The sequence below is a fragment of the Roseivivax halodurans JCM 10272 genome, assembly GCF_000521785.1.
GTDB classification, from domain to species: domain Bacteria; phylum Pseudomonadota; class Alphaproteobacteria; order Rhodobacterales; family Rhodobacteraceae; genus Roseivivax; species Roseivivax halodurans.
On record NZ_JALZ01000001.1, the window covers coordinates 64,899 to 85,901 of the forward strand.

The following is a 21,003-nucleotide window of genomic DNA, read 5'->3' on the forward strand; positions in this document are numbered from 1 at the left end:
TGGCGTCGCAGGCGGCGTTTCCCGAAGCGCCCCTGTCACGCCCTGTCGCGCGATATCCGGCTCCAGCCTTCTTTGATGACCGCCGACATCGTCTCTTCGGCGCCGCGCCGGTCGCCGGCGGCGATCCGGTCGGCGATCTCGCGGTGCTTCAGCGCGGAATTGGCCTTGCTCGCCGGTTCGGCCGCCGGAGAGCTGAGCCGGAGCGCAAGCAGCATCGCCGCCTCGATCAGCGTGATGACCGTATGGAAGAACGCATTCCCGGCCGCACCGTGCACGGCGCGGTGGAACTCGAGATCGGCGAGGGCGAAGGCGCGCTCGTCCGGGGCGTCCGCCATCGCGTCGCAATGCCTGTAGAGCGCCCCGATCGCCTCGTCGTCCGCGCGTTCGGCGGCGAGACCGGCCGCGAAGGGCTCGAACGAGAGGCGCATCTCGAAGAGCTGGGACAGGAAGTCCGGGCTGACCTCGCCTTCGAGATGCCAGGCCAGCACCTGCTGGTCGAAGAGGTTCCAGGCCCGGCGCGGCTTCACCCGCGTCCCGACGCGGCTGCGCGACACGACCATGCCCTTGGCCGCGAGGGTCTTCATCGCCTCGCGCAGCACGGTGCGCGACACTCCGAACAGGCGCGCCAGTTCGTCGTCGTTGGGCAGCAGGCTGCCTTCGGGATAGCGCCCGTCGACCATGCCCGACCCCAATCCGTGCACCACCATCGCGTGCGAATTGCGGATCCGCGTGCCGTCGAGCGCCGTCTGCAGCAGGTCCGTCATGCTGCGCCGGCCCGGCGCCGGATGTCGAGGCGCAACAGGCCCTTCTGCAGCAGGATGAAGAGCAGGAGCAGCATGCCGATGACGATCTTCGTCCACCAGCTCGAGAGCGAGCCGTCGAACACGATGTAGGTCTGGATCAGTCCCATGGTCAGCACACCGATCAGCGTTCCGAAGACGTAGCCCGCGCCGCCCGTCAGGATCGTGCCGCCGATCACCACCGCGGCGATGGCGTTGAGCTCGGTCCCGACCATGGCGAGTGGATAGCTGGACGCGGTGTAGATCGAAAACACGATGCCCGAAAGCCCCGCCATGAATCCCGAAAAGGCGTAGATGAGCACGGTCGTGCGGCCCACGTTCACCCCCATGAGCCGGGCGGTCTGCACACCGCCGCCAAGCGCGAAGACGCTCGTGCCGAACCGCGTGCGATGGGCGATCACCATCCCCGCCGCCACCGACAGGAGCATGACGATCCCGATCAGCGTCAGGCGCCCCTTGCCGGGCATCAGGTAATAGGCGTCCTTCAGGAAATCGTAGAACGGCTCGTCGATGGGCACCGAGTCGACCGAAAGCATGTAGCCGGCGCCCCGGGCGAGGAACATGCCGGCCAGCGTCACGATGAAGGGCGGCATGGCGAGGACGTGGATCAGCCCGCCCATCGCCGCGCCGAACGCGGTGGTGATGGCGAGGAGCGCGGCGAAGACGGCGACGGGGTGAAGCCCGGTATCGCGAAGCATGACCGCGATGAAGACGCCGGCGAAGGCGATCACCGATCCGACCGACAGGTCGATGCCGCCCGACAGGATGACGATGGTCATGCCGACCGCGACGATCCCGAGATAGGCGTTGTCGGTCAGTAGGTTGCCGATCACGCGCGTCGACAGCATCGCGGGGAACTGCAGGTAGCAGACGAGGTAGGCCAGCAGGAAGATCACGATGGTCGCGATCAGCGGCAGCGTGCGGGCGCTCATTCGCCGGCCTCCCGTGCTGCCGAGGACCCGACCAGCGGAGCCCCGCGGCTTATTCGAAGCGCCCGCGCGAGATGGGGGGCGAGGTTCGGCGATTGCAGGACGAGGATGACGATCACGAGCGTCGCCTTGATCACGAGGTTGAATTCCGACGGGAAGCCCGCGAGCAGGATGCCGGTGTCGATGGTCTGGATGATCAGCGCCCCGAGGACCGAGGCCGCGATCGAGAACCGCCCGCCCATCAGCGAATTGCCTCCGATCACCACCGCGAGGATCGCGTCGAGCTCGAGCCAGAGCCCGGAATTGTTGGCGTCCGCGCCGCGGATGTCGGCGGTGGCGATGATGCCGGCCCAGGCCGCGCAGAAGCCCGAGGCGACGTAGACCGCCACGAGGAGCACGCGGCTGTTGATCCCCGCAATGGTCGAGGCGCGCCGGTTGATGCCGATCGCCTCGATCAGCAGCCCCAGCGCGGTGCGCCGCACGAGGAGCGCGAAGAGCACCGCCGCAACGCACCAGATCAGTGCCGGCACCGGCAGGCCGAGAATGGTGCCCGATCCGAAGAACGCGAGCCCGTCGTGGCTGAAGGTGAGGATGCGCCCCTCGGTGATCAGCTGCGCGAGGCCGCGGCCCGCGGTCATCAGGATGAGCGTCGCGACAATGGGCTGGATGCCGAAGACGGCGACGAGCGTCCCGTTCCAGAGCCCCGAGAGGATGCCCGCGGCGATCGCCGCGGCAAGCGCCGGGATCAGCCCGTAGCCGCTCGAGATCGCCCAGGCCGCGCAGGCGCCCGAGATGGCCATGGTCGCCCCGACCGAGAGGTCGATCCCGCGCGTCGCGATCACCAGCGTCATGCCCACGGCAAGAAGCGCGACCGGCGCGCCGCGTTTCAGCACGTCGATGATCGGGCCCACGAGACGACCCCGTTCGAAATCGATCTGCACGAAGCCCGGAAACACGAGCGAGACGAGAAGGATCACCGCCAGAAGGGTCAGAACCTGCGGCAGGATGCGCCGGAACACCTGGGGCATCACGCCGCCTCCTCGTCTGGAGCCGCGACGTCGGGCGCTGCGATGGCGCGCATGATCCGGTCCGGGGCGATGTCCGCGCCGGTGAACTCCGCCACATGGCTCCGGTCCCGCACCACGATCACGCGGTCGGCGACGGCGACGAGCTCCTCGAGCTCCGACGAGATCACCAGGACCGACATGCCATCGCGCCGCGTGACCTCCTCGATCAGGCGCAGGATCTCGGCATGGGCGCCCACGTCGATCCCCCGCGTCGGCTCGTCGAGGATCAGGAAGCGCGGGTTCATCGCCAGCCAGCGGGCCAGCACGACCTTCTGCTGGTTGCCGCCCGAGAGGTCTCCGACCGCCTTTTCGGCATCGGAGGTGCGGATGTCGAGGCGCCGGATATACTCGTCCGCAAGCCGGTTCTGCTCGGCGCGGGGCAGGGGGCGCGACCAGCCGCGCCGTGCCTGCAGCGCCAGCGCGATGTTTTCCCGCACCGACAGATCCGCGACGATCCCGTCGGTCTTGCGGTCCTCCGGCGCGAAGCCGAAGCCCGCGGCGATGGCCGCCCGCGGGCTGCTGAGATCCAGCGCGCCTTCGGGCGCGCGGGCCGTGCCGACCTGCGCGGGATGCACACCGAAGAGCACCTCGGCCGTCTCGGTGCGTCCCGATCCCAGGAGACCGGCCAGGCCGACCACCTCGCCCCGCCCGACCGAGAGGTCGAACGGCTCGATCTTGCCGCGCCGCCCGATCCCCTCGAAATGCAGCTCGCGCGCCGAGGGATCGGCGGGCTCCGCCGGCTGCTGCGCGCCCTCCGCGGTCTGCGCCTCGAGCTCGCGTCCGAGCATGTGCTCGATGAGGCGCAGCCGGTCGAGACCGGCCGTCTCCTCCGTCACGATCCGCTTGCCGTTCCGAAGCACGGTGACGCGATCCGCAATCTCGTAGACCTGGTCGAGGAAATGCGAGATGAAGACGACCCCGAGCCCGCGATCCCGCAGCTTCCGCATCACGTCGAACAGCATCTCGGTCTCGCGCGCATCGAGGCTCGCGGTCGGCTCGTCGAGGATCAGCACCTTGCCCGACAGCGCCACCGCGCGGGCGATCGCCACGATCTGCTGCACCGCGACCGAATAGCTCCCGAGATCGCGGCGCACGTCCACATCGAGGCCGTAGCCGCTCAGCAGCTCCTCGGCCTGCCGCCGCATCGCGCGCTGGCCGATCATCCCGAACCGGACGGGCTGGCGCCCGAAGGTCAGGTTCTCCGCCACCGTGAGGTTCGGCAGCAGGTTCACCTCCTGATAGACGGTTCCGATCCCGAGCTCCTGCGCCTCGAGCGTGCTCGCCGGCGAAATGGGCGCGCCGTCGAGATGCAGATTGCCCGAATCCCGCGCATAGGCGCCGGTCAGACATTTGATCAGGGTGGACTTGCCCGCGCCGTTCTCGCCGAGGAGGGCATGGGCCTCGCCTGCCGCCAGGTCGAAATCCACGGCGTCGAGCGCAAGCGTGCCCGGAAAGGTCTTGGTCAGCGACCGGATGGTGAGAAGCATGGGCCTCGCTCCGATGTCGGAAAGGCGGCCCGCGCCGCGGCTGCCGGCAGCGCAGGACCGAAAGCGACCGGGGCGGCGCGGCGCCACCCCGATCCGATCACTCTTGGATCAGTAGCCGAGGTCCTTGCGGGCCTCGTATTCCGCTTCCGGATTGTCGTCCTGCGTGTAGAGCTTCGACTCGGTCTGGATGAACTTCTCGGGCTCGGTGCCGTCCGCCATGTAGGCCTCGAGCGCGTCGAAGGCGGGCCCCGCCATGTTCGGCGTCAGCTCGACGGTCGCGTTGGCATCGCCGTTCGCCATCGCCTGGAAGATGTCCGGCACGGCGTCGATCGACACCACCAGCACGTCCTCGCCCGGATTGACGCCCGCTTCCTTCATCGCCTGGATCGCGCCGATCGCCATGTCGTCGTTATGGGCATAGAGCGCGCAGATGTTCTCGCCGCCGCCCTCGGCCTGCAGGAAGCTCTCCATCACCTCCTTGCCGCCGGTGCGGGTGAAGTCGCCGGTCTGGCTGCGCACGATCTCGATATTGTCGTGCCCTTCGATGGCGTTCTCGAACCCGGTCTTGCGGTCGATCGCCGGGGACGAGCCGGTGGTGCCCTGAAGCTCGACCACGCGGCACTCGTCCTCGCCCACGGTGTCGACCAGCCATTGCCCGGCGACCTCGCCCTCGTGCACGAGGTCGGAGCCCACCGCGGTCAGGTAGAGGTCCTCGGAACTGTCGACCTGACGGTCGAGAAGGACGACGGGAATCTCGGCTTCCTTCGCCTCTTCGAGCACGGAATCCCAGCCTGTCGCCACGACCGGCGCGAGCAGGATCGCATCGACACCCTGGGCGATGAACGACCGGATCGCCGCGATCTGGTTCTCCTGGCGCTGCTGCGCATCGGAGAACTGCAGCGTGATGCCGCGCTCTTCGGCCTGCTGCCGCGTGAGCGTCGTCTCCGCCGCCCGCCAGCCGGATTCGGAGCCGATCTGCGAGAACCCGATGGTCTGCGCCTGCGCAGCCGTGCTCAGAGTGACCACCGCAGCGGTCGCCAACAACGTCTTGATCATGATTTCCTCCCTAAGAGCCCGAGGGCTGACGCAGGGTAGTCATATTGTATGATTTATTGTCAACGACTTTGTAACGCGGGGTCAGCCCCACGTCAGCCCGCCACCCCGAATGCACGGCCGCACGGGTGAGGCGTGCGCCGCTTCTGGCGCAGCATGCGCGGCGGCCCGCGCCGGGCGCGATAGACGTCTCCGCCCGGATGCGGGACATTTGGGCGGACCAGGATCGCCGGGATGGGCCCTACCAGAACTCCGTGCCCGGCGCGCCTTTCGGTATGCCGCGCAGGTTCGGGGTCACCCATCCGCCGTAGAAATCGCCCGGCTGCGGGACGACCCGCTGCTCGCCGACGAAACAGGCGTCGAACTTGCCGGCGTAGAAGGCGACATGACCGGCGAGCGCGGCGAAGGGGGCCGACGGGTCAGGGTAGGTCCAGGCCGCGCGCCGTGCCGTCCGGCCGTTCACCGTCACGTCGAAATACCGCGCATGCCCTTTCCACTCGCAGAAACTCGTGCCGCCCACGGGCTCGAGCGCGGCCAGCACGTCTTCGGCCGGCAGGTAATATGTCGGCGCGTGGTGGGTCTCGAGGATACGGACCCCCCGGACCGTCTCGGCGACAAGCTCTCCCGCCAGATAGACGGCAAGGCGCTGCGCCACCGGCTCGAGCGCGGGCGGGCGGGGATAATCCTGGACATTCTCGACAGCAAGCTCGGTCATGCCATCGAGATAAGCGCCGAAGCCGGGTCCACCACGTCCCGCAGCGGCCAGATTGCCGCAGGGCTCAGCGATGCCGGACCCAAGCGGCAGCGCGCAGCGGCCGTCCGGTCCCGGACGGAATTATCCGCGACCCTCCGCCGCCCCTGCGGACTTGACCTTATGCAAGGCGAAATCGCCCGGAACTTCCCGAAACGGGGGGCATTGCGGCTGTGATGACTCGGACCCTCTTCACCCTCTCCGCCCTTCTTCTCGGCTATTTCATGCTCCAGATGAGCAATGGTCTGCAGGGCTCTCTCCTGGCCGTCCGCGCCGATCTCGAAGGCTTCGGCGCCACCGCGACGGGCCTCGTCATGTCCGGCTTCTTCGTGGGCATGAGCGTCGGATCGCTGCTCAGCGGCCGCATGATCGAGCGGGTAGGGCACGTGCGGACCTTCTCGGCGCTGGCCTCGACCGCATCGGCGGCGACGCTCGTCCATCTCATCGTCATCGATCCCTTCGTCTGGATCGCCGCGCGGAGCGTCACCGGCTTCTGCTTCGCCGGCCTGCTCATCGCCGTCGAATCCTGGCTCAACGCCTCGATCGGCAGCGCCGAACGCGGCCGCCTGCTGTCGATCTACGCCATGGTGGGCATGGGCGCCGGGGTCATCGGCCAGCTCCTTCTCGACGCCGCGGACCCGCAGGGCTTCATGCTCTTCGTGCTCGTCTCGATCGGCCTGTCGCTCGCGCTCGTCCCGACCGCGCTCAGCCAGGCGCTTGCGCCCGCGCCCGACGCGGCCTCGGAGCGGCCCTCGATCCGCCATCTCTGGTCCATCTCGCCCTTCGGGGTCGTCGCCATGGGCATGTGCGGCGCGACGCTCGGCACGTTCTTCGGGCTGGCGCCAGTCTTCGCGCAGCGGATCGGCTTCGATCCCTCACAGATCGCCTACATCATGGCCGCCGCGACGCTCGGCGCGCTCGTCATGCAGTTTCCCGTCGGCAGCCTCTCGGACCGCGTGGACCGGCGCTGGGTCTGCATCGGCCTCGCGCTCGCGGCCACGCTGACCATGGGCACGCTCTCGCAGGCCTCGGTGCAGGGATACGGCATCAGCCTCGCTCTCGCGACGCTCATGGGCGGCCTTCTCCTGCCGACGGTCTCCGTGGTGGTGGCGCATATCAACGACCGCGCGCCACCCGACGCGCTGCTCGCCGCCTCGGGCGGGATCGTCCTCATGCAGGGGATCGGCGCCGCGGCGGGCCCGTTCGTCGCCGGCGCCGCGATGGATGTCTTCGGCCCGAGGGGTTTTCTCATGACGCTGAGCCTCGCCCAGGGCGTCATCGTGATCTTCGCGGTCCTGCGCCTCGCGCTGAAGCAGGGCATCGAGCCCGAGGCGAAGGCGCCCTACACGCCGGTGAGCATGACGCCGGTCGAAAGCGAGCTGCGATTCCCGGACCAGACCTAGTCTTTCGCGCCCGGCGGAGCGGGGCGGCGTGAACGCCACGCGCCGGACCCGGTTCCGCCAGTTGCGGTAAGATCGGACCGGACACGCCCCGCGGATTGGGAGTTGAGGATCGAGAGCCAGCCCGGGACGGGCCAGCCATCTCCTCCCAACCAACGGACGGACCAAGTCATGTTCCACCATTCCTCGAAGCTTCAATACGAGGTCCGCGTCGACACGCCGGATCCCGTCTTCGCCAAGTATCTCCAGCAGGCCATCGGCGGTGTCGAGGGCGAGATCCGCGTCGCCATGCAGTACATGTTCCAGGCCATGGGCGCGCGCGGCGACGCCAAGTACCGCGACATGCTGATGATGACCGCCACCGAAGAGCTCAGCCATATCGAGTTCCTCGGTCACGCGGTCGCGCTCAATCTCGAGGGCGCACCGGTCAGCGTCCAGGAAGACGCCGCCAGGGACCCGGTCGTGAACGCGATCATGGGCGGGGCGAACCCGCGCCACATCCTCTCCTCGGGCCTCTCGGCCATGCCGGTGAACTCGAACGGCGTGCCCTTCGACATGAGCCACGTCTACGCGACCGGCAACCTCGCCGCCGACATGATGGCGAACGCGACGGCGGAATCGGGCGGCCGCGTGCTCGCCTCGCGGCTCTACAACATGACGGACGACAAGGGCATGAAGGACATGCTGTCGTTCCTCATCGCGCGCGACACCATGCACCAGGAGCAATGGCTCGCGGTGATCGAGGAGCTCGGCGGCTGGAGCCAGCAGCTTCCGATCCCGAATTCGACGCCCGAAGACCACGAGGCGACAGAGCACAGCTACTACTTCCTCAACACCTCCCTCGACGAGCCGACGCCGGAAGGCCGTTGGACCTCGGGCCCCTCGCTCGACGGCCGCTCGGAATTCTCCAAGCGCGAGAAGGTCGAGCCTCAGGGCCAGAAACCCGACCTCGGCACCGCGCGGCCGGGATCCGGCACCCAGACGGAACAGCAGTAAGCTCTGCGGTCCACCCACGGCCAAGCCCGGGTGGACCGCCCCCAAGTGCCACGGCAAAGCTGCGCCATGCCAACGACGGCGAAGGCGCAGCCCTTGCGGGCCTAGCCCCCAAGGCGCCGGTTTCACATCCGATTGCTTAATGACGCCTTGACCGCAGTCCACTTGCAGCACAGCATCCTGTCATCCATATAACATCCACTTGGATGGAGAAGACGAGATGCCGAAGATCCACCGCCTGCCGGACCGTCACGCGGATACCGAAAAGATCACGCTCAATATCGGCCTCGTGGATCTCGGCCGGATCGACCTCCTCGTGCGCGAGGGGTTCTACACCAACCGGACCGACTTCATCCGCACGGCGATCCGCAGCCAGCTCACCACCGATGCCCGCGCGGTCGAGCAATCGGTCGAGCGGCACCAGTTCGAGATGGGGCTCTTCGACGTGACGCGCCCCGACCTCGAAGCGCTGCGCGACAGCGGCGAGGTCCTGCATCTTCGGGTGCTCGGCCTCGCGCGCATCGCCGAAGACGTGCCGGTGGAGCTGGCACGGGACACGATCGGCTCGATCAGCGTGCTCGGCTCGCTGCAGGCCACCAAGGAACTCAAGGCGGCCCTCGCGGACCACATCACCTGACAGGCCACGCGCCGTCCACGAGGATAACACCGATGAACGACCAATTCGCGACGGCCATGCGCCGGGCGCTCGAGAAGACGCGTGCCGGCGATCCGCACGGCGCCACGACCATGCTGCAGGACGTCCTCGCGGGCCGCTCCGCGACCGAAGACGAGCCGTGCTGCGGTCCCTGCGCGGAAGCCGCCAAGCAGGAAGGCCCCGGCCGATCCAGAGCCGGACGGCTCATGGAGGGGCTCGGCCTCAAGGGCGGCGGCCTCGACCTCTCGGCCCTGTCGGGTCTCGGCGGCCAGGCCGGCGGCATGACCAAGGCCACCCGCGCCAAGGTTCCGGCGGGCGCCACCGTCGAGACGCGGCAGCATGGCGGCGCATCCGGGGCGCGGTCCTACCGCCTCTTCGTACCATCGGACCGGTCCGAACCGCTCAAGGGCGTCGTTCTGATGCTGCACGGCTGCACGCAGACGCCGGAGGATTTCGCGGCCGGGACCCGCATGGATTTCGCGGCCGAGAAGGCCGGTTTCGTCGTCGCCTATCCCGAGCAGACCGGCCGCCACAACGCGCAATCCTGCTGGAACTGGTTCCGGCCCGAGGACCAGGCGCGAAACGGCGGCGAGGCGGCGCTGCTGGCCGGGCTCGGACAGGCCCTCGCGACGGAATTCGACTGCGAGGGCCGCGTCTATGCCGCGGGCCTCTCGGCGGGCGGCGCCATGGCGGCGATCCTCGCCGAGAGCCATCCCGACACCTTTGCGGCCATCGGCGTGCATTCCGGGCTGCCCGCGGGCGCCGCGCGCGACGTGCCCTCCGCCTTCGCCGCCATGCGGGGCGACACCCGGAGCGGCCTTGCCGCGAGCCGGCCCGCCATCGTCTTTCACGGCGATGCCGACCGCACCGTCGCGGCCAGCAATGCCGGGACCATCGTCGCGGGCAGCGGCATCGAGCAGACCGAGAGCGGCAACGGCCGCACATGGACCCGCCTCGTCACCGCCGAGGGCTCCGAGCTCTGGCGTGTCGAGGGCGCGGGGCACGCGTGGTTCGGGGGCGATCCCTCGGGCTCCTATGCGGACCCGGCAGGCCCGGACGCCTCCACCGAAATGCTGCGCTTCTTCGCAGAACAGGAGCAGAAATGACCTATACCCTCACCTTCGACGCCGTATCCGAACCGCAACCCGGTCCCAAATGGCGCGCCCGCTGGGACCTCTCGTGGCCCGCCTATCGCAGCTGGTTCGAGGCAAGCGGCGGCCCGTCCGGGCCGAGCCGGGAGGAATGCGAGGAGGCGCTCGCCCGCCATATGCCGGAACTCGTGCCGGTGCATCGCCACCTGACCATGCTTGCAGGCGGCGACGATCTCGCCGCGCGGTTCCTCTCGACCTGGTGCCCGCCGCCCTATCTCGGCGGCTGCTCAGTTGCGGCGTTCTCGCGGGACGGCACGGCGCATCTCGTCCGCAACTACGACCTCTCGCCCGACCTCAACGAGGGCCTGCTGCTCCGCACCGAATGGACCGGAACGCCGGTGATGGGCATGACCGAATTCCTCTGGGGGCTCTCCGACGGGGTGAACGGCCACGGGCTCTCCATCGCGCTCGCCTTCGGCGGCACGACCCGAACGGGGCAGGGGTTCGGGATCTGCACGATCCTGCGCTACGTGCTCGAGACCTGCCGCACCGTGCCCGACGCGCGGAAGGTTCTGGCGCGTGTTCCGTCCCACATGGATTACAACATCGTCCTCGCCGATGCCGCGGGACAGACGGCTTCGGTCGAGATGCATGCGGGCGGGGGCTGCACCGCTCGGACGCCCGCGATCGCGACCAACCATCAGCTCGATATGCCTCTGCCGGACAAGGCCGCATTCACCCGCACGGTCGAGCGGCGCGCGCGGCTCTCGCATCTTCTGATGCGCTCCCGCCCCATCGAGGTCGCGATCCGCGACTTCCTCGCGCCGCCGCTCCACCAGACCGACTACGCCCGCGGCTTCGGAACGCTCTTCACCGCTGCCTATGCGCCGCGCGAGCGGTCGATGCGCCTGCTCTGGCCCGATTGCGAAATCGCCCAGAGCCTCGACGACTTCGCCGAGCTCAGCCACACCGCCCAGTTCGGCGCGGCGGAGAAGGTCGGGACTGCGGACGAGACGCCCGGCGCGTCCGCCGCCGACCTGATCGCGCACGTGCCCCCGAACCGGCGCAAGGCGGCGGAAGAGTGGCTTCGCAAGGCACAGGCGGGACAGGTGGACTGGACCGCGTTCGGGCGGCTTTTCGCCGCCTGAGCCGGTCGCGGCATACGCCCGCGGCTGGCGCGGATCAGCCGGCCCGAGGCCGCGAGAGGCAGCGGTCGCTGCACGCGCCGTCCGGCAATTCGAAGACGTCCATGAGGTAGGCCGGGAAGCAATGCCGCGCCCGCGCCCAGCGGCCGAGATGGTGCGCAATAAGGTCGGCCGCCTCGCGCCCTCCCAGCGTCTCGTCCGTCGCTCCGAGCCAGTTGACCGACACCACGCGGCACCTCGGCGCGGCGCGGGCATCGATGGTCTCGGCCAGCGACGCGATCTCGTCCGGCTGCAGAAAATACAGCATCTCCGACAGGACGACGAGGTCGGGGGCGCCCGCGGGAAAGACCGAGGCGTCCCCCTCGATGACGGTCACATGACCGAACCGCGCCAGCCGCGCGCGCGCCATCGCGGCCGCCACGGGGATGCATTCGACCACGGTCAGCCTCTCGCAGCGGGGCGCCAGCCGCTCCGCCAGGACACCGTTGCCGCAGCCGATCTCCACCGCATGTCGAAGCCGCCCGGGCCCCGCCGCCTTGATTGTCTCGGCGTGCTTCTCCCGTTCGTAGGCGCTGCTGGCATGATCCCAGGGATCGTCGCTCCGGGCGTAGATCCCGGCAAGGTGGCGCAGGGTTTCAGGGGCCGGCATGGAAGATTTCCGGATGGTCGAGGAAATGGGCCTGGTCCGCCTTGGTCATCACGAACCCGTCCGGATCGTCGCCGATGAGCGGGTACATCTGGCTGGCATGCTGGCCGAGCGCGCGGGACTTGGCCGCGCGCGCGTCCGGCGCGGGGTCGAGAACCTTCATGCCCGGCGGCGCCTCTCCCGGCGCGAAACGGCCCCAGATAGGATAGGCCAGCCGCGCCGTACGCGGCCTGTGCCGCAACGCGCGCGTGAGAAGCGCCGCACTGCGCTTGTGATCGATGTGGGGATCGCCGGACCAGGCCGCGAGCACGAGCGCACCGTCCGGGATGAGCGCGGCCAGCCGGCCCGCGCAGGCATCGTCCGCGCCCGGCTCCGGCAGATGGCAATCGGGATAGCCCATCCAGAAGACCTCCGCATGCGACGCAAGAAGGGACAGCGCCGACTCAAGCTCCGCGCGGCGCAACCCGGCCAGCCGGGCCCTCGGCCAGACGCGCGAGCGCGGATGCGAGGCGGAGCCGTCGGTCATGCAGATCACGCGGCAGGGCATCCCGGCCGCATTCGCCTCGTAGAGAAGCGCGCCGCAGCCAAGCGTCTCGTCGTCGGGATGCGGCGCGACCACCACGAGCGCCGAATGCCCGGCAAGAAGATCCGCGGCGGAGGTCCGGTTGGCGGCGGAAGCGGCGACGAGAAGCGGGGTCACGCGAGATACCAGGCTCGTGCGGTGGCCTCGCTCTCGCGGAGCCGGCGGATCGCGGTCTCGCCGAGCCCGTCGGGATTCGCCTGGCGGAGGTAGAATTGCAGATCGCGCCGGTGCCGCTCCACCGGATGGTGCGTCGCGAACGACGCCGCGCCAAGCGCCGCGTCCATCTCCTGCATGAGCGTGACCGCCTCGCGCTCGACCGTCAGCCGCGCGAGCATGGCTGGGCCGGCATCCTCCTGCTGCGCCTCCGTCCGCTCGACGAGCCCGGCAGCCCGATGAAGCCAGAGCCGTGCCGTCTCGCACGCCGTCACCATGCGGCGGAGCCGCGCCGCCTGAAGCGGCGCCTCTGCCTGCCCCCGCGCCTCGAGCTGCGCGGCCGTCGCCCGGGTCATCGCGCGCATCGCGCCCATCTGGACGGCCGCGTACCGCCAGACGCCGCCCTGGAAATGCGGCTCGCGCAGGTAGTCGCCCGGCGCGCCCAGAAGGTCTTCGGACCCGATCTCGATCCCGTCGAGATCGGCCCGGCCCGAGGCCGTCGCCTTCATGCCCGAGACCGACCATTCGTCCGGAAAGAGCCGCCCCTCGAGGCGGGCGCGATCGACCATGACCAGCTGCACCTCGCCCGCATCGTCCCGCGTGGTGACGATCGCGTGGTCGAGGATGTCGGCCCCCGAGGCGAAGAGCTTCTCTCCGCTCAGCCGTCCGTTCGACAGCCGCACCGGGGCCTTGCCCTCCGCGCCCCAGACGCCGAAGAGCGCGCCGCAGGCGGTCGCCTCGCGCCATTCGGCCGCCCCGCTGTGGCCGGCATAGAGCGCCAGGAGCTTCACCGCGTTGACGTGGCCCTCGAAGAGCCGTCCGGCCGACAGGTTCGCCGCCCCGACGGCCGCGAGCGTCTCGACGAGATGCCCGGGATCGCCCGGCTCGTGCGCGAGCCCGTCGCCTCCGGCCTCGCACGGCGCGCAGCCCGCCAGCACGCCGGCCTCGCGCAGATGCGCCACGAGCGGCGCGATCGGCGGCTCTCCGGGCCCCGGCGGCGACAGTTCGGTGAGGGCCCGCGTGAGATCGCGCATCATGCGACGAGCGGCGCCGTCGCGGCGGTCCCGGTCACGAGGGGGCGCACCCTGGCGTCCATGAAGGCGCGAAGCCGGGGCAGCTCCCGCTCGAGATCGCTCAGCCGCATGGGCCGCTCCGCATCGGGCAGGCACGCGGTCCGATCCCCGGAACGGGCCGCCTGCCAGACGCGGCGCACGTCGGCCGCGCGCAGGAAAGCCGCATCGGTTAGCGGATCGGGATCGCCGAGCCGCCGACGCAGCGTGTCCGCCATGCCCCCGGCCGCCCGGCCCACGAGGCGCGGAGAGACCACCGCATGCGCCCGGGAGCAGTAATCGATCCGCGCGCCCCGTCGCCCGGCACATCGCGCGAGCGCGCGATCCTCGCCGCAGGCCGCGTCCGGAAAGCCGCCGATGGCCTCGTAGAGCGCGCGCGACAGCGCCATGCAGGCGCCCGAGGCCACGTAATGCGGCAACGGCCCCGGAGCCCGCCTGCCGCAGAGAAGGTCGATCCCGAACCGCAGCTCCCGCATGAGCTCACCATAGGGCGTCGCGATCCGGTCGTGCCGGCGCATGCAAGGGGCGTTCCGCACCTCCGGGGCCAGCGAGAACGATATCGTCCCGCAGACGAGATCCGCCCCGGCCGAGACGCCGCTGCGGAACGCCTCGAGGCAATCCGGCGCCAGCTGGGAATCCGCATCGGTCGTGACGAGGATGTCCGTCTCGGGAGAAAGCGCCACGGCCATCCGCGCCGCCAGCCGGCGCGCGGTGCCCGCATTCGCCTCGCCCGGTGCGAGCGTTGCGCTCTCGACCCGGACGCGGCAATGGCGCGCCTTGAAGCCGGAGGCGAGGCGCGCCGTGTCGTCCGTGCAGCCATTGGCGAAGATCAGCACGTCGACCTGCGCCCTCGTCCGGGCTGCTGCACGGTCGAGCGCCGCGAGATGCGCCGGCAGGCCTTCGGCCTCGTTGCAGGCCGGAACGGCGACTGTGATATGCGTCAAGATCGAATGCCCCGCGTGTCAGGATGCGCTGCGGCCAACATTCCCCCGCGGCCCGGGTTCCGCCGGACGGCCCCCGATGCTCAAATCACGTCTGGACCTGCCGCTGCCGCCGACCCGATTTCGGAGCCCGCATCGGGTTCGGCCCGCGCGCCCGGAGGCGGCGTGTGACGCCTGTCACGATGGGGCACGGCACCACGAGCCCGCGAAGACCCGCGCGATATGGCGGATCGCGGCGCGCGGATGTCCCTTCAACCGTCAGGGCCCGGCGCCGGGCCGCCTTGCCTCAGCCCAGCAGCTTGCGCTTGCGCACCGGCACCGGGCGCACCCGCGCCTCGATGTGATCGTAGAGCGTGCCGGCGATGTTCTTCTTCGACGCCGCCTCGATCCCCTCGAGCCCCGGCGAGGAGTTCACCTCGAGCACCTTTGGACCGCTCTCGGAGCGCAGAAGATCGACGCCCGCGAGGTTCAGCTTGAAGGCCCGCGCCGCGCGCAGCGCCGTGTCACGTTCCTCGCGGCTGATCCGCACCACCTGCGCCGAGCCGCCCCGATGCAGGTTCGAACGGAAATCGCCGTCCGCCCCGGTGCGCTTCATCGAGGCGACGACCTTGCCGCCGACGACGAGGCATCGGATGTCCTCGCCCGCCGCCTCCTTGACGAAATCCTGCACGAGGAAGTTCGCGCGAAGCCCCCGGAAGGCGTCGATCACCGATTGCGCCGCCTTCTTGGTCTCGGCGAGGACCACGCCCTTGCCTTGGGTCGATTCCAGCAGCTTGACGATCATCGGCGCGGTGCCGACGAGCCGCATCAGGCTGTCGGTGTCCTTGGGCGAGGAGGCAAACGCGGTGTTCGGCATGCCGATCTTGTGCCGCGCCATCAACTGGTGCGCGTAGAGCTTGTCGCGCGAGGCCGTGATGCCCTCGGAGCCGTTCACGACGAAGGTGCCGATCGTCTCGAACTGCCGGATCACCGCCGTCCCGTAGGAGGTCACGGACGCTCCGATCCGCGGGATCACCGCATCGTAGCGGGGCAGGCGGGCGCCGTCGTAATGCACCTCGGGCGCCATCGCGTTGATCGCCATGTAGCAGCGCGTCGTGTCGATCACCTCGACCGTGTGGCCGCGCTTCTCGCCCTCCTCGACGAGTCGCCGGGTGGAGTAATTGTTCTCGCGGCTCAGCACCGCGATCCGGAGCGCCCTGTTGGGGGCCTTCGCGCGCACCGCCTTCGAGGCGTAGACGTCGAAGGAGAGCTGCGGCTGCAGGAAGCGGTCGGTCGCAACGATGGTGATGTGGTCCTTCAGCGCCTCGCGTCCGAGCAGCATCCGGCTGTTCATCGCGCCGCGATTGGTCAGCGTCAGCTCGATCGGCCAGTGATCGCCGCCGACCTCGATGGTGCAGCCGATGACGTAGCGGCTCTCGCTCTCGCCGTTCGAGCTCGTCACCATGCGCCGGTCGATGATCTTGGCCGAGCAGGGGATGACGAGGTCGTCGCGCCCGGGCACCGGATGCACGGTGAAGCGCACCCGCGGCGCCGAGGACGCGCCGAAGGTCTCGATGTCGTAGGCATGCAGCGCCGAGGTCCGCGCGCCGGTATCGACCTTGGCCTTGAGCGCGGGCAGACCGAGATCGGGCAGGGCGACCCATTCCTCCCATCCGAAGCGGATCAGATCCTGCGCGGGATCGGGGGCCTGGTCGTCATTCATGTGCTGTTCCTCGCCGGGGTCGGGGCCACGGCTACCAAGGTGCATGGGTCCCGGCAAGGTTCCCCGGCTGGTCCAGGCGTTGCTGCGCTGGAGAGGATGCGGGACCGCCGGACCGGGGCTCCGCCCCGGACCCCGGAGTATTTTTGCCAAGAAGAAGCGGGGGATGGCGCGGGGGCTGCGCCTCAGCCCAGGGCGCCGAGTTGGTCTGCGCGCCGGTAGAGGTGCCAGCTCGCATGACCCAGCACCGGCAGCACGACGAAGAGGCCGAGGAAGGCCGGAAGCATCGCGAGGAATGTCGCGGCGGCGATGATCGCCGCCCAGACCAGCATCACCGCGGGATTGGCGCGCACGAGCCGGACGCTCCGGCGCATCGCGGTGACGAAATCCACCTCCCGGTCGAGCAGCATCGGCAGGCTCACCGCCGTCAGAGCGAAGAGGAGGAACGCCAGAACGGCGCCCACCGCAAGTTCGACCGCGATCATCCGCAGCCCGTCGCCCGAAAGGTATGTCGCAAGATCCCCGGGCGGGCCCATCATCGCCGACGGTCCCATGAAGAGCGCGAAGAGCATGTGGGCGAGGAAGCTCCAGAAGAGCGTGTAGATCAGGATCACCGCGCCCGCCCAGGGGATCTGCCGCTCGCTCTGGCGCCAGACGACGCCGAGTACTGCCTCGAAGGTCGGTCGCTCGCCCGCCTCGCGCCGGCGGCTGACCTCGTAGAGCCCGACGGCGAGGAAGGGCGCCATCATCGGGAAGGCGAGCGTCGCGGTCAGCGTCCAGACGAAGAGCCCCGCACCAAGCTGCCAGAGTCCGAGCCCGAGCGCCACGTAGACCGCCGAGAAGAAGAGCCCGAATTGCGGCGCCGCGGCGAAATCGGAAAGGCCGGCCCGCAGGATCGCGGCGATGTCGGCGAGGGAGAGCCTGCGGGCCCCTTCGGATGCTGCGGCGGGTGGTTCGTTCGTCAGGGTCATCGCGCACGCTCCTCTCCGGGTGACGCATGGGCAGAGTGTACATCTTCGAGCCGCGCCGGTCGCCGGTCACGTGGGCCAGCGGCGACTCGGGAGGGGTGCTTCCAACGGATCGGCGGGGCCCCGAGGCGGTCGGAAGCGGCTTCGACGATACAGATGGGATCCGCCTCGGGTATCGACGGGCCCCCCGCCGCGAATATGCGGGAAATATCGTACGTTTCGGCCCGGATTTGTTACATATGTTACGAAACGCCGCGTCTTGTGGCGCCCCTCGGGATGGGGCAGAGGATGGCGCATGACGTTCCGCTTCACCCTCTCCGGCACCGATGGCGCGGCCCGCACCGGGGCCATCGACACCCCCCGCGGCTCCATCCGCACGCCCGCCTTCATGCCCGTCGGCACCGCCGCGACGGTCAAGGGCATGTTCCCCGAAAGCGTGGCCGAGACCGGGGCCGACATCCTCCTCGGCAACACCTACCACCTGATGTTGCGGCCGGGGGCGGAGCGGATCGCACATCTTGGCGGCCTGCACGAGTTCATGAACTGGCAAAAGCCGATCCTCACGGATTCCGGCGGCTTCCAGGTCATGTCGCTATCCGGGCTGCGCAAGCTCACCGAGGAGGGCGTGACCTTCAAGAGCCATATCGACGGCTCGAAGCATTTCCTCAGCCCCGAAAGATCGATGGAAATTCAGCAGCTTCTGGGTTCAGACATCGTCATGGCCTTCGACGAATGTCCGGCGCTGCCGGCCGATCGGGACCGTATCGCCGAGAGCATGCGCCTCTCGATGCGCTGGGCGCAGCGCTCGCGCGAGGCCTTCGGCGACCGCCTGGGGCATGCTCTCTTCGGCATCCAGCAGGGTGGGCTCGAACGCGATTTCCGTGAGGAAAGCGCCAATGCTCTCAGGGAGATAGGGTTCGAAGGCTATGCGGTCGGCGGCCTTGCCGTGGGCGAGGGCCAGGAGGCGATGTTCGGCTGCCTCGACTTCGCGACCGACATGCTGCCGCAGGACAAGCCGCGCTATCTCATGGGGGTCGGCAAGCCCGACGACATCGTCGGCGCGGTCAAGCGCGGTATCGACATGATGGATTGCGTGCTTCCCTCACGCTCCGGCCGCACCGGTCAGGGCTGGACCCGCCGCGGCATGGTCAACGTCAAGAACGCCCGTCACGCCGACGATCCCCGCCCGCTCGACGAGGCCTGTACCTGTCCCTGCTGCCGCTCCTATTCGCGGGCCTACCTGCATCACGTCCAGCGCTCGCACGAGATGATCTCGGGCATGCTGCTCACCTGGCACAACCTCCATTACTATCAGGAGCTTATGCAGGCGATGCGCGAGGCGATCGCGGCCGGGGCCTTCGCCGCCTTCGAGGCGGATTTCCACGCGCAGCGGGCCGAGGGGGACATCGAACCGCTCTGATCGCTCCCGTCTTGCCTTCCACATGAAGACGGGGCCTTGTGGTCCCGAGGCCATGCTCGGGGAGGCGCCGGATGACGACAAAGGGGAGGGCGGCGGACATTCTCGCGCGCCGTCTGGCGGACGAGGGCTGCCGTTTCGTGTTCGGAATGCCGGGCGGCGAGGTCCTGACGCTGATCGACGCGCTCGAAGCAGCGGGACTGCGCTTTGTCCTTGTACGGCACGAGAACGCGGGCGGGTTCATGGCCGAGGGAGCGCATCACCGCGACGGCGCGCCGGGCGTGCTGGTGGCGACCGTGGGGCCGGGTGCGCTCAACGCGGTCAACGTGGTCGAGAATGCACGTCAGGACCGGGTGCCGCTGATCGTTCTGACGGGCTGCGTCGATCCCGACACGGCCGCCCGCTACACGCACCAGGTTCTCGACCAGAGATCCGTCTTCTCAAGTGTTTGCAAGGCGAGCTTCACCCTGTCTGCGAATGCCGCGGAAGTCATCGCCGACAAGGCCGTGCGGATCGCCACGGAGGGTCGCCCGGGCCCCGTCCACATCGACGTGCCGATTTCGGTTGCGGATGCCGTGGCCGACGCGGCGCCGCAGCTTCGCCGCCGGCCCGCGCTGCCCATGGCGCCCGCCGCGGGCCCCGATCTCGATGCCGCCCGCAACGCCGTTCGGAATGCGCGCCGTCCGCTGATCGTCGCGGGCCTCGATGCCGTGACCGAGGGGCTGTCGCTCAGCGGGATCGCCGAGGCGCTCGGGGCGCCGGTCGTGACGACCTACAAGGCCAAGGGCATCCTGCCAGAGGATCACGCGCTTTCGCTCGGCGGCGCGGGGCTCTCCCCAAAGGCGGACGCGATCCTTCTCCCGCTCGTCGCCGAGGCCGATGTGGTGATCCTCGCCGGCTACGATCCTATCGAGATGCGCAGCGGCTGGCAGGACGCTTTCGATCCCGAAACCCAGGTGGTGATCGACATCACCCATGCGCCCAACATTCATTACATGCATCAGGGCAGCGTCAATGTCGTCGGTGGCATAGGCCGCTCTCTTCCTGCGATCACAGAGGGTTGCATTCCGAAGCTCGAGTGGGGTGATCGCATCGCCGCGACGCGCGCCGCGCTGGAGGACGCCTTTGCCCCGGGGCCGGACTGGGGGCCCGGCGTCGTCGTCGACACCTGTCGCCGGCTCCTGCCGGAAGGCACGCTCGCCAGCGCCGACAGCGGCGCGCATCGGATCCTCCTCAGCCAGATGTGGAAGTGTGGCGAATTGCGGGGACTGGTCCAATCCTCGGGTCTCTGCACCATGGGCTGCGCGGTTCCGCTCGCGATGGGCATGGCGCTGGCGGAGCCGGAACGGACAATCGTGTCGTTCTCGGGCGACGCGGGCTTCCTGATGGTGGCGGGAGAGCTCGCCACCGCCGCCGATCTCGGGCTGCGGGTCATCTTCGTCGTCTTCGTCGACCGCTCGCTCGCGCTCATCGAGATGAAACAGCGCCAGCGCCAGTTGCGTAACACCGGCGTCGATTTCGGCCGCACGGACTTCGCCGCGCTCGGCCGGGCGATGGGCGGAGAGGGTGCGACGGTGACATCGCGAGCCGAGCTCGAAGCGGCGCTCGAGGCGGCTCTGGCTGCCTCGACCTTTACCGTGATTGCGGCCGAGATCGACCGGAGGGCCTATGACGGGCGCATCTGACCGACGCGGTCCGCTCGACGGTCTCACCCTCTGCGGCTCGAGAACCGGGGAGCGCTCACGTCGATTGTTACAGAACTGCTCGCATCCCTGACGCAGCGCACGATCCTGGAGCGTCTCGAGGCTGTCACCGTTCCCGCCGGACCGATCCACACGGTCGGGCAGGCGCTTGCCTCGGATCGGGCGCGTGCGCGCGGCGCCGTGATCGATGTCGCGCGGCCTGGGGCGGTAAATGGCGCCGTCCAACTCCTTGGAAATCCGCTCAAGTTTTCGCGCACGCCGGTGCGCACGGAGACACCGCCGCCGCGTGTGGGAGAGCATACGGATGAGGCTCTCCGACGCCTCCGCGACGAACTTGAGCGGCGGAGGCGCAGGTAGCCGCATTCGGAGGTTGCCATCACAAATGCGAAGGTTTCGCGCGATGGGACGTATGCGGTCGGCGCAATCTTATAGGCTCGAAGACGTGCGCCGGA

19 protein-coding genes and 1 pseudogene are annotated in these 21,003 nt (G+C 69.3%); 8 read left to right on the forward strand and 12 right to left on the reverse strand.

Going from position 1 to position 21,003, the window contains the following annotated elements:
- Positions 1 to 35 precede the first annotated feature (35 nt).
- The 6 genes from OCH239_RS00355 to OCH239_RS00380 all read right to left on the reverse strand — a co-directional run bounded on the left by OCH239_RS00355 (position 36) and on the right by OCH239_RS00380 (position 6,051).
- Positions 36 to 764: a FadR/GntR family transcriptional regulator gene (locus tag OCH239_RS00355; protein ID WP_037256987.1), complete on the reverse strand. Its 729-nt coding sequence runs from the start codon at positions 762 to 764 to the stop codon at positions 36 to 38.
- Positions 761 to 1,732 (reverse strand): galactofuranose ABC transporter, permease protein YjfF, encoded by a 972-nt coding sequence (gene yjfF / locus OCH239_RS00360; protein ID WP_037256990.1) that lies wholly within the window; start codon positions 1,730 to 1,732, stop codon positions 761 to 763. The genes OCH239_RS00355 and yjfF overlap by 4 nt, the downstream gene beginning before the upstream one ends.
- Entirely contained in the window at positions 1,729 to 2,757 is a 1,029-nt protein-coding gene (locus OCH239_RS00365) for an ABC transporter permease (RefSeq protein WP_037256993.1), read from the reverse strand. The genes yjfF and OCH239_RS00365 overlap by 4 nt, the downstream gene beginning before the upstream one ends.
- A complete protein-coding gene (locus OCH239_RS00370; protein WP_037256995.1) occupies positions 2,757 to 4,283 on the reverse strand; it encodes a sugar ABC transporter ATP-binding protein in 1,527 nt (508 codons plus the stop codon). Before OCH239_RS00370 ends, OCH239_RS00365 begins: the two co-directional genes overlap by 1 nt.
- Positions 4,284 to 4,391: 108 nt before the next feature.
- The gene (gene ytfQ, locus OCH239_RS00375; protein WP_157577762.1) at positions 4,392 to 5,339 is read right to left on the reverse strand and encodes a galactofuranose ABC transporter, galactofuranose-binding protein YtfQ; all 948 of its coding nucleotides are present in this window, start codon (positions 5,337 to 5,339) and stop codon (positions 4,392 to 4,394) included.
- Positions 5,340 to 5,577: 238 nt separating this feature from the next.
- Complete coding sequence (locus OCH239_RS00380; protein ID WP_037257000.1) at positions 5,578 to 6,051, reverse strand: DUF427 domain-containing protein; 474 nt, start codon at positions 6,049 to 6,051, stop codon at positions 5,578 to 5,580.
- A 212-nt stretch (positions 6,052 to 6,263) separates the two neighbouring features.
- Here OCH239_RS00380 and OCH239_RS00385 point away from each other — a divergent pair, with 212 nt between their 5' ends.
- From OCH239_RS00385 to OCH239_RS00405, 5 genes are all read left to right on the forward strand, one after another.
- Positions 6,264 to 7,490: an MFS transporter gene (locus OCH239_RS00385; RefSeq protein WP_037257002.1), complete on the forward strand. Its 1,227-nt coding sequence runs from the start codon at positions 6,264 to 6,266 to the stop codon at positions 7,488 to 7,490.
- 168 nt (positions 7,491 to 7,658) lie between these two features.
- Positions 7,659 to 8,483, forward strand: a complete 825-nt coding sequence (locus tag OCH239_RS00390) for a manganese catalase family protein (RefSeq protein ID WP_037257004.1) — start codon at positions 7,659 to 7,661, stop codon at positions 8,481 to 8,483.
- A gap of 217 nt (positions 8,484 to 8,700) precedes the next feature.
- Positions 8,701 to 9,117 (forward strand): CopG family transcriptional regulator, encoded by a 417-nt coding sequence (locus OCH239_RS00395; protein ID WP_037257006.1) that lies wholly within the window; start codon positions 8,701 to 8,703, stop codon positions 9,115 to 9,117.
- A 32-nt stretch (positions 9,118 to 9,149) separates the two neighbouring features.
- Positions 9,150 to 10,241 carry an extracellular catalytic domain type 1 short-chain-length polyhydroxyalkanoate depolymerase gene (locus OCH239_RS00400; protein ID WP_037257008.1) on the forward strand — a complete coding sequence of 364 codons (1,092 nt, stop codon included), beginning with the start codon at positions 9,150 to 9,152 and terminating at the stop codon, positions 10,239 to 10,241.
- Positions 10,238 to 11,374 carry a C45 family autoproteolytic acyltransferase/hydrolase gene (locus tag OCH239_RS00405; protein WP_051489087.1) on the forward strand — a complete coding sequence of 379 codons (1,137 nt, stop codon included), beginning with the start codon at positions 10,238 to 10,240 and terminating at the stop codon, positions 11,372 to 11,374. Before OCH239_RS00400 ends, OCH239_RS00405 begins: the two co-directional genes overlap by 4 nt.
- A 34-nt stretch (positions 11,375 to 11,408) precedes the next feature.
- Here the strand turns inward: OCH239_RS00405 and OCH239_RS00410 are convergent, their stop codons facing one another.
- The 6 genes from OCH239_RS00410 to OCH239_RS00435 all read right to left on the reverse strand — a co-directional run bounded on the left by OCH239_RS00410 (position 11,409) and on the right by OCH239_RS00435 (position 17,434).
- A complete protein-coding gene (locus OCH239_RS00410) occupies positions 11,409 to 12,020 on the reverse strand; it encodes an SAM-dependent methyltransferase (protein ID WP_051489090.1) in 612 nt (203 codons plus the stop codon).
- The gene (locus OCH239_RS21960; protein ID WP_051489092.1) at positions 12,007 to 12,717 is read right to left on the reverse strand and encodes a PIG-L deacetylase family protein; all 711 of its coding nucleotides are present in this window, start codon (positions 12,715 to 12,717) and stop codon (positions 12,007 to 12,009) included. The genes OCH239_RS00410 and OCH239_RS21960 overlap by 14 nt, the downstream gene beginning before the upstream one ends.
- Positions 12,714 to 13,790: an acyl-CoA dehydrogenase family protein gene (locus OCH239_RS22495; protein WP_051489093.1), complete on the reverse strand. Its 1,077-nt coding sequence runs from the start codon at positions 13,788 to 13,790 to the stop codon at positions 12,714 to 12,716. The genes OCH239_RS21960 and OCH239_RS22495 overlap by 4 nt, the downstream gene beginning before the upstream one ends.
- On the reverse strand, positions 13,787 to 14,767 hold the full coding sequence (locus OCH239_RS00425) for a glycosyltransferase family 2 protein (RefSeq protein ID WP_037257011.1): 981 nt from the start codon (positions 14,765 to 14,767) through the stop codon (positions 13,787 to 13,789). Before OCH239_RS00425 ends, OCH239_RS22495 begins: the two co-directional genes overlap by 4 nt.
- 283 nt (positions 14,768 to 15,050) lie before the next feature.
- Positions 15,051 to 16,466: a 30S ribosomal protein S6--L-glutamate ligase gene (gene rimK, locus OCH239_RS00430; RefSeq protein WP_051489095.1), complete on the reverse strand. Its 1,416-nt coding sequence runs from the start codon at positions 16,464 to 16,466 to the stop codon at positions 15,051 to 15,053.
- 182 nt (positions 16,467 to 16,648) lie between these two features.
- Positions 16,649 to 17,434 (reverse strand): DUF2189 domain-containing protein, encoded by a 786-nt coding sequence (locus OCH239_RS00435; protein ID WP_037257013.1) that lies wholly within the window; start codon positions 17,432 to 17,434, stop codon positions 16,649 to 16,651.
- 292 nt (positions 17,435 to 17,726) lie between these two features.
- On the opposite strand from OCH239_RS00435, the gene tgt reads away from it, so the two are divergent.
- From tgt to OCH239_RS23845, 3 genes and pseudogenes are all read left to right on the forward strand, one after another.
- Positions 17,727 to 18,851, forward strand: coding sequence for a tRNA guanosine(34) transglycosylase Tgt (gene tgt / locus OCH239_RS00440; protein ID WP_037257016.1), 1,125 nt, complete (start codon positions 17,727 to 17,729; stop codon positions 18,849 to 18,851).
- A 71-nt stretch (positions 18,852 to 18,922) separates the two neighbouring features.
- Positions 18,923 to 20,533, forward strand: coding sequence for a thiamine pyrophosphate-binding protein (locus OCH239_RS00445; protein ID WP_037257018.1), 1,611 nt, complete (start codon positions 18,923 to 18,925; stop codon positions 20,531 to 20,533).
- Between the two features lie 27 nt (positions 20,534 to 20,560).
- Positions 20,561 to 20,908, forward strand: a pseudogene (locus OCH239_RS23845) (CoA transferase); the annotation flags it as partial.
- Between the last annotated feature and the right edge of the window lie 95 nt (positions 20,909 to 21,003).

Bases quoted from the DNA above. Each gene is read 5' to 3' on its own strand.
- OCH239_RS00380 (WP_037257000.1), bottom strand. From the start codon at position 6,051: ATGACCGAGCTTGCTGTCGAGAATGTCCAGGATTATCCCCGCCCGCCC.
- rimK (WP_051489095.1), bottom strand. From the start codon at position 16,466: ATGAATGACGACCAGGCCCCCGATCCCGCGCAGGATCTGATCCGCTTC.
- OCH239_RS00390 (WP_037257004.1), top strand. From the start codon at position 7,659: ATGTTCCACCATTCCTCGAAGCTTCAATACGAGGTCCGCGTCGACACG.
- yjfF (WP_037256990.1), bottom strand. From the start codon at position 1,732: ATGAGCGCCCGCACGCTGCCGCTGATCGCGACCATCGTGATCTTCCTG.
- OCH239_RS22495 (WP_051489093.1), bottom strand. From the start codon at position 13,790: ATGATGCGCGATCTCACGCGGGCCCTCACCGAACTGTCGCCGCCGGGG.
- OCH239_RS00370 (WP_037256995.1), bottom strand. From the start codon at position 4,283: ATGCTTCTCACCATCCGGTCGCTGACCAAGACCTTTCCGGGCACGCTT.
- ytfQ (WP_157577762.1), bottom strand. From the start codon at position 5,339: ATGATCAAGACGTTGTTGGCGACCGCTGCGGTGGTCACTCTGAGCACG.
- OCH239_RS00355 (WP_037256987.1), bottom strand. From the start codon at position 764: ATGACGGACCTGCTGCAGACGGCGCTCGACGGCACGCGGATCCGCAAT.
- tgt (WP_037257016.1), top strand. From the start codon at position 17,727: ATGACGTTCCGCTTCACCCTCTCCGGCACCGATGGCGCGGCCCGCACC.
- OCH239_RS00385 (WP_037257002.1), top strand. From the start codon at position 6,264: ATGACTCGGACCCTCTTCACCCTCTCCGCCCTTCTTCTCGGCTATTTC.
- OCH239_RS00395 (WP_037257006.1), top strand. From the start codon at position 8,701: ATGCCGAAGATCCACCGCCTGCCGGACCGTCACGCGGATACCGAAAAG.
- OCH239_RS00435 (WP_037257013.1), bottom strand. From the start codon at position 17,434: ATGACCCTGACGAACGAACCACCCGCCGCAGCATCCGAAGGGGCCCGC.
- OCH239_RS00365 (WP_037256993.1), bottom strand. From the start codon at position 2,757: ATGCCCCAGGTGTTCCGGCGCATCCTGCCGCAGGTTCTGACCCTTCTG.
- OCH239_RS00445 (WP_037257018.1), top strand. From the start codon at position 18,923: ATGACGACAAAGGGGAGGGCGGCGGACATTCTCGCGCGCCGTCTGGCG.
- OCH239_RS00405 (WP_051489087.1), top strand. From the start codon at position 10,238: ATGACCTATACCCTCACCTTCGACGCCGTATCCGAACCGCAACCCGGT.
- OCH239_RS00400 (WP_037257008.1), top strand. From the start codon at position 9,150: ATGAACGACCAATTCGCGACGGCCATGCGCCGGGCGCTCGAGAAGACG.
- OCH239_RS00410 (WP_051489090.1), bottom strand. From the start codon at position 12,020: ATGCCGGCCCCTGAAACCCTGCGCCACCTTGCCGGGATCTACGCCCGG.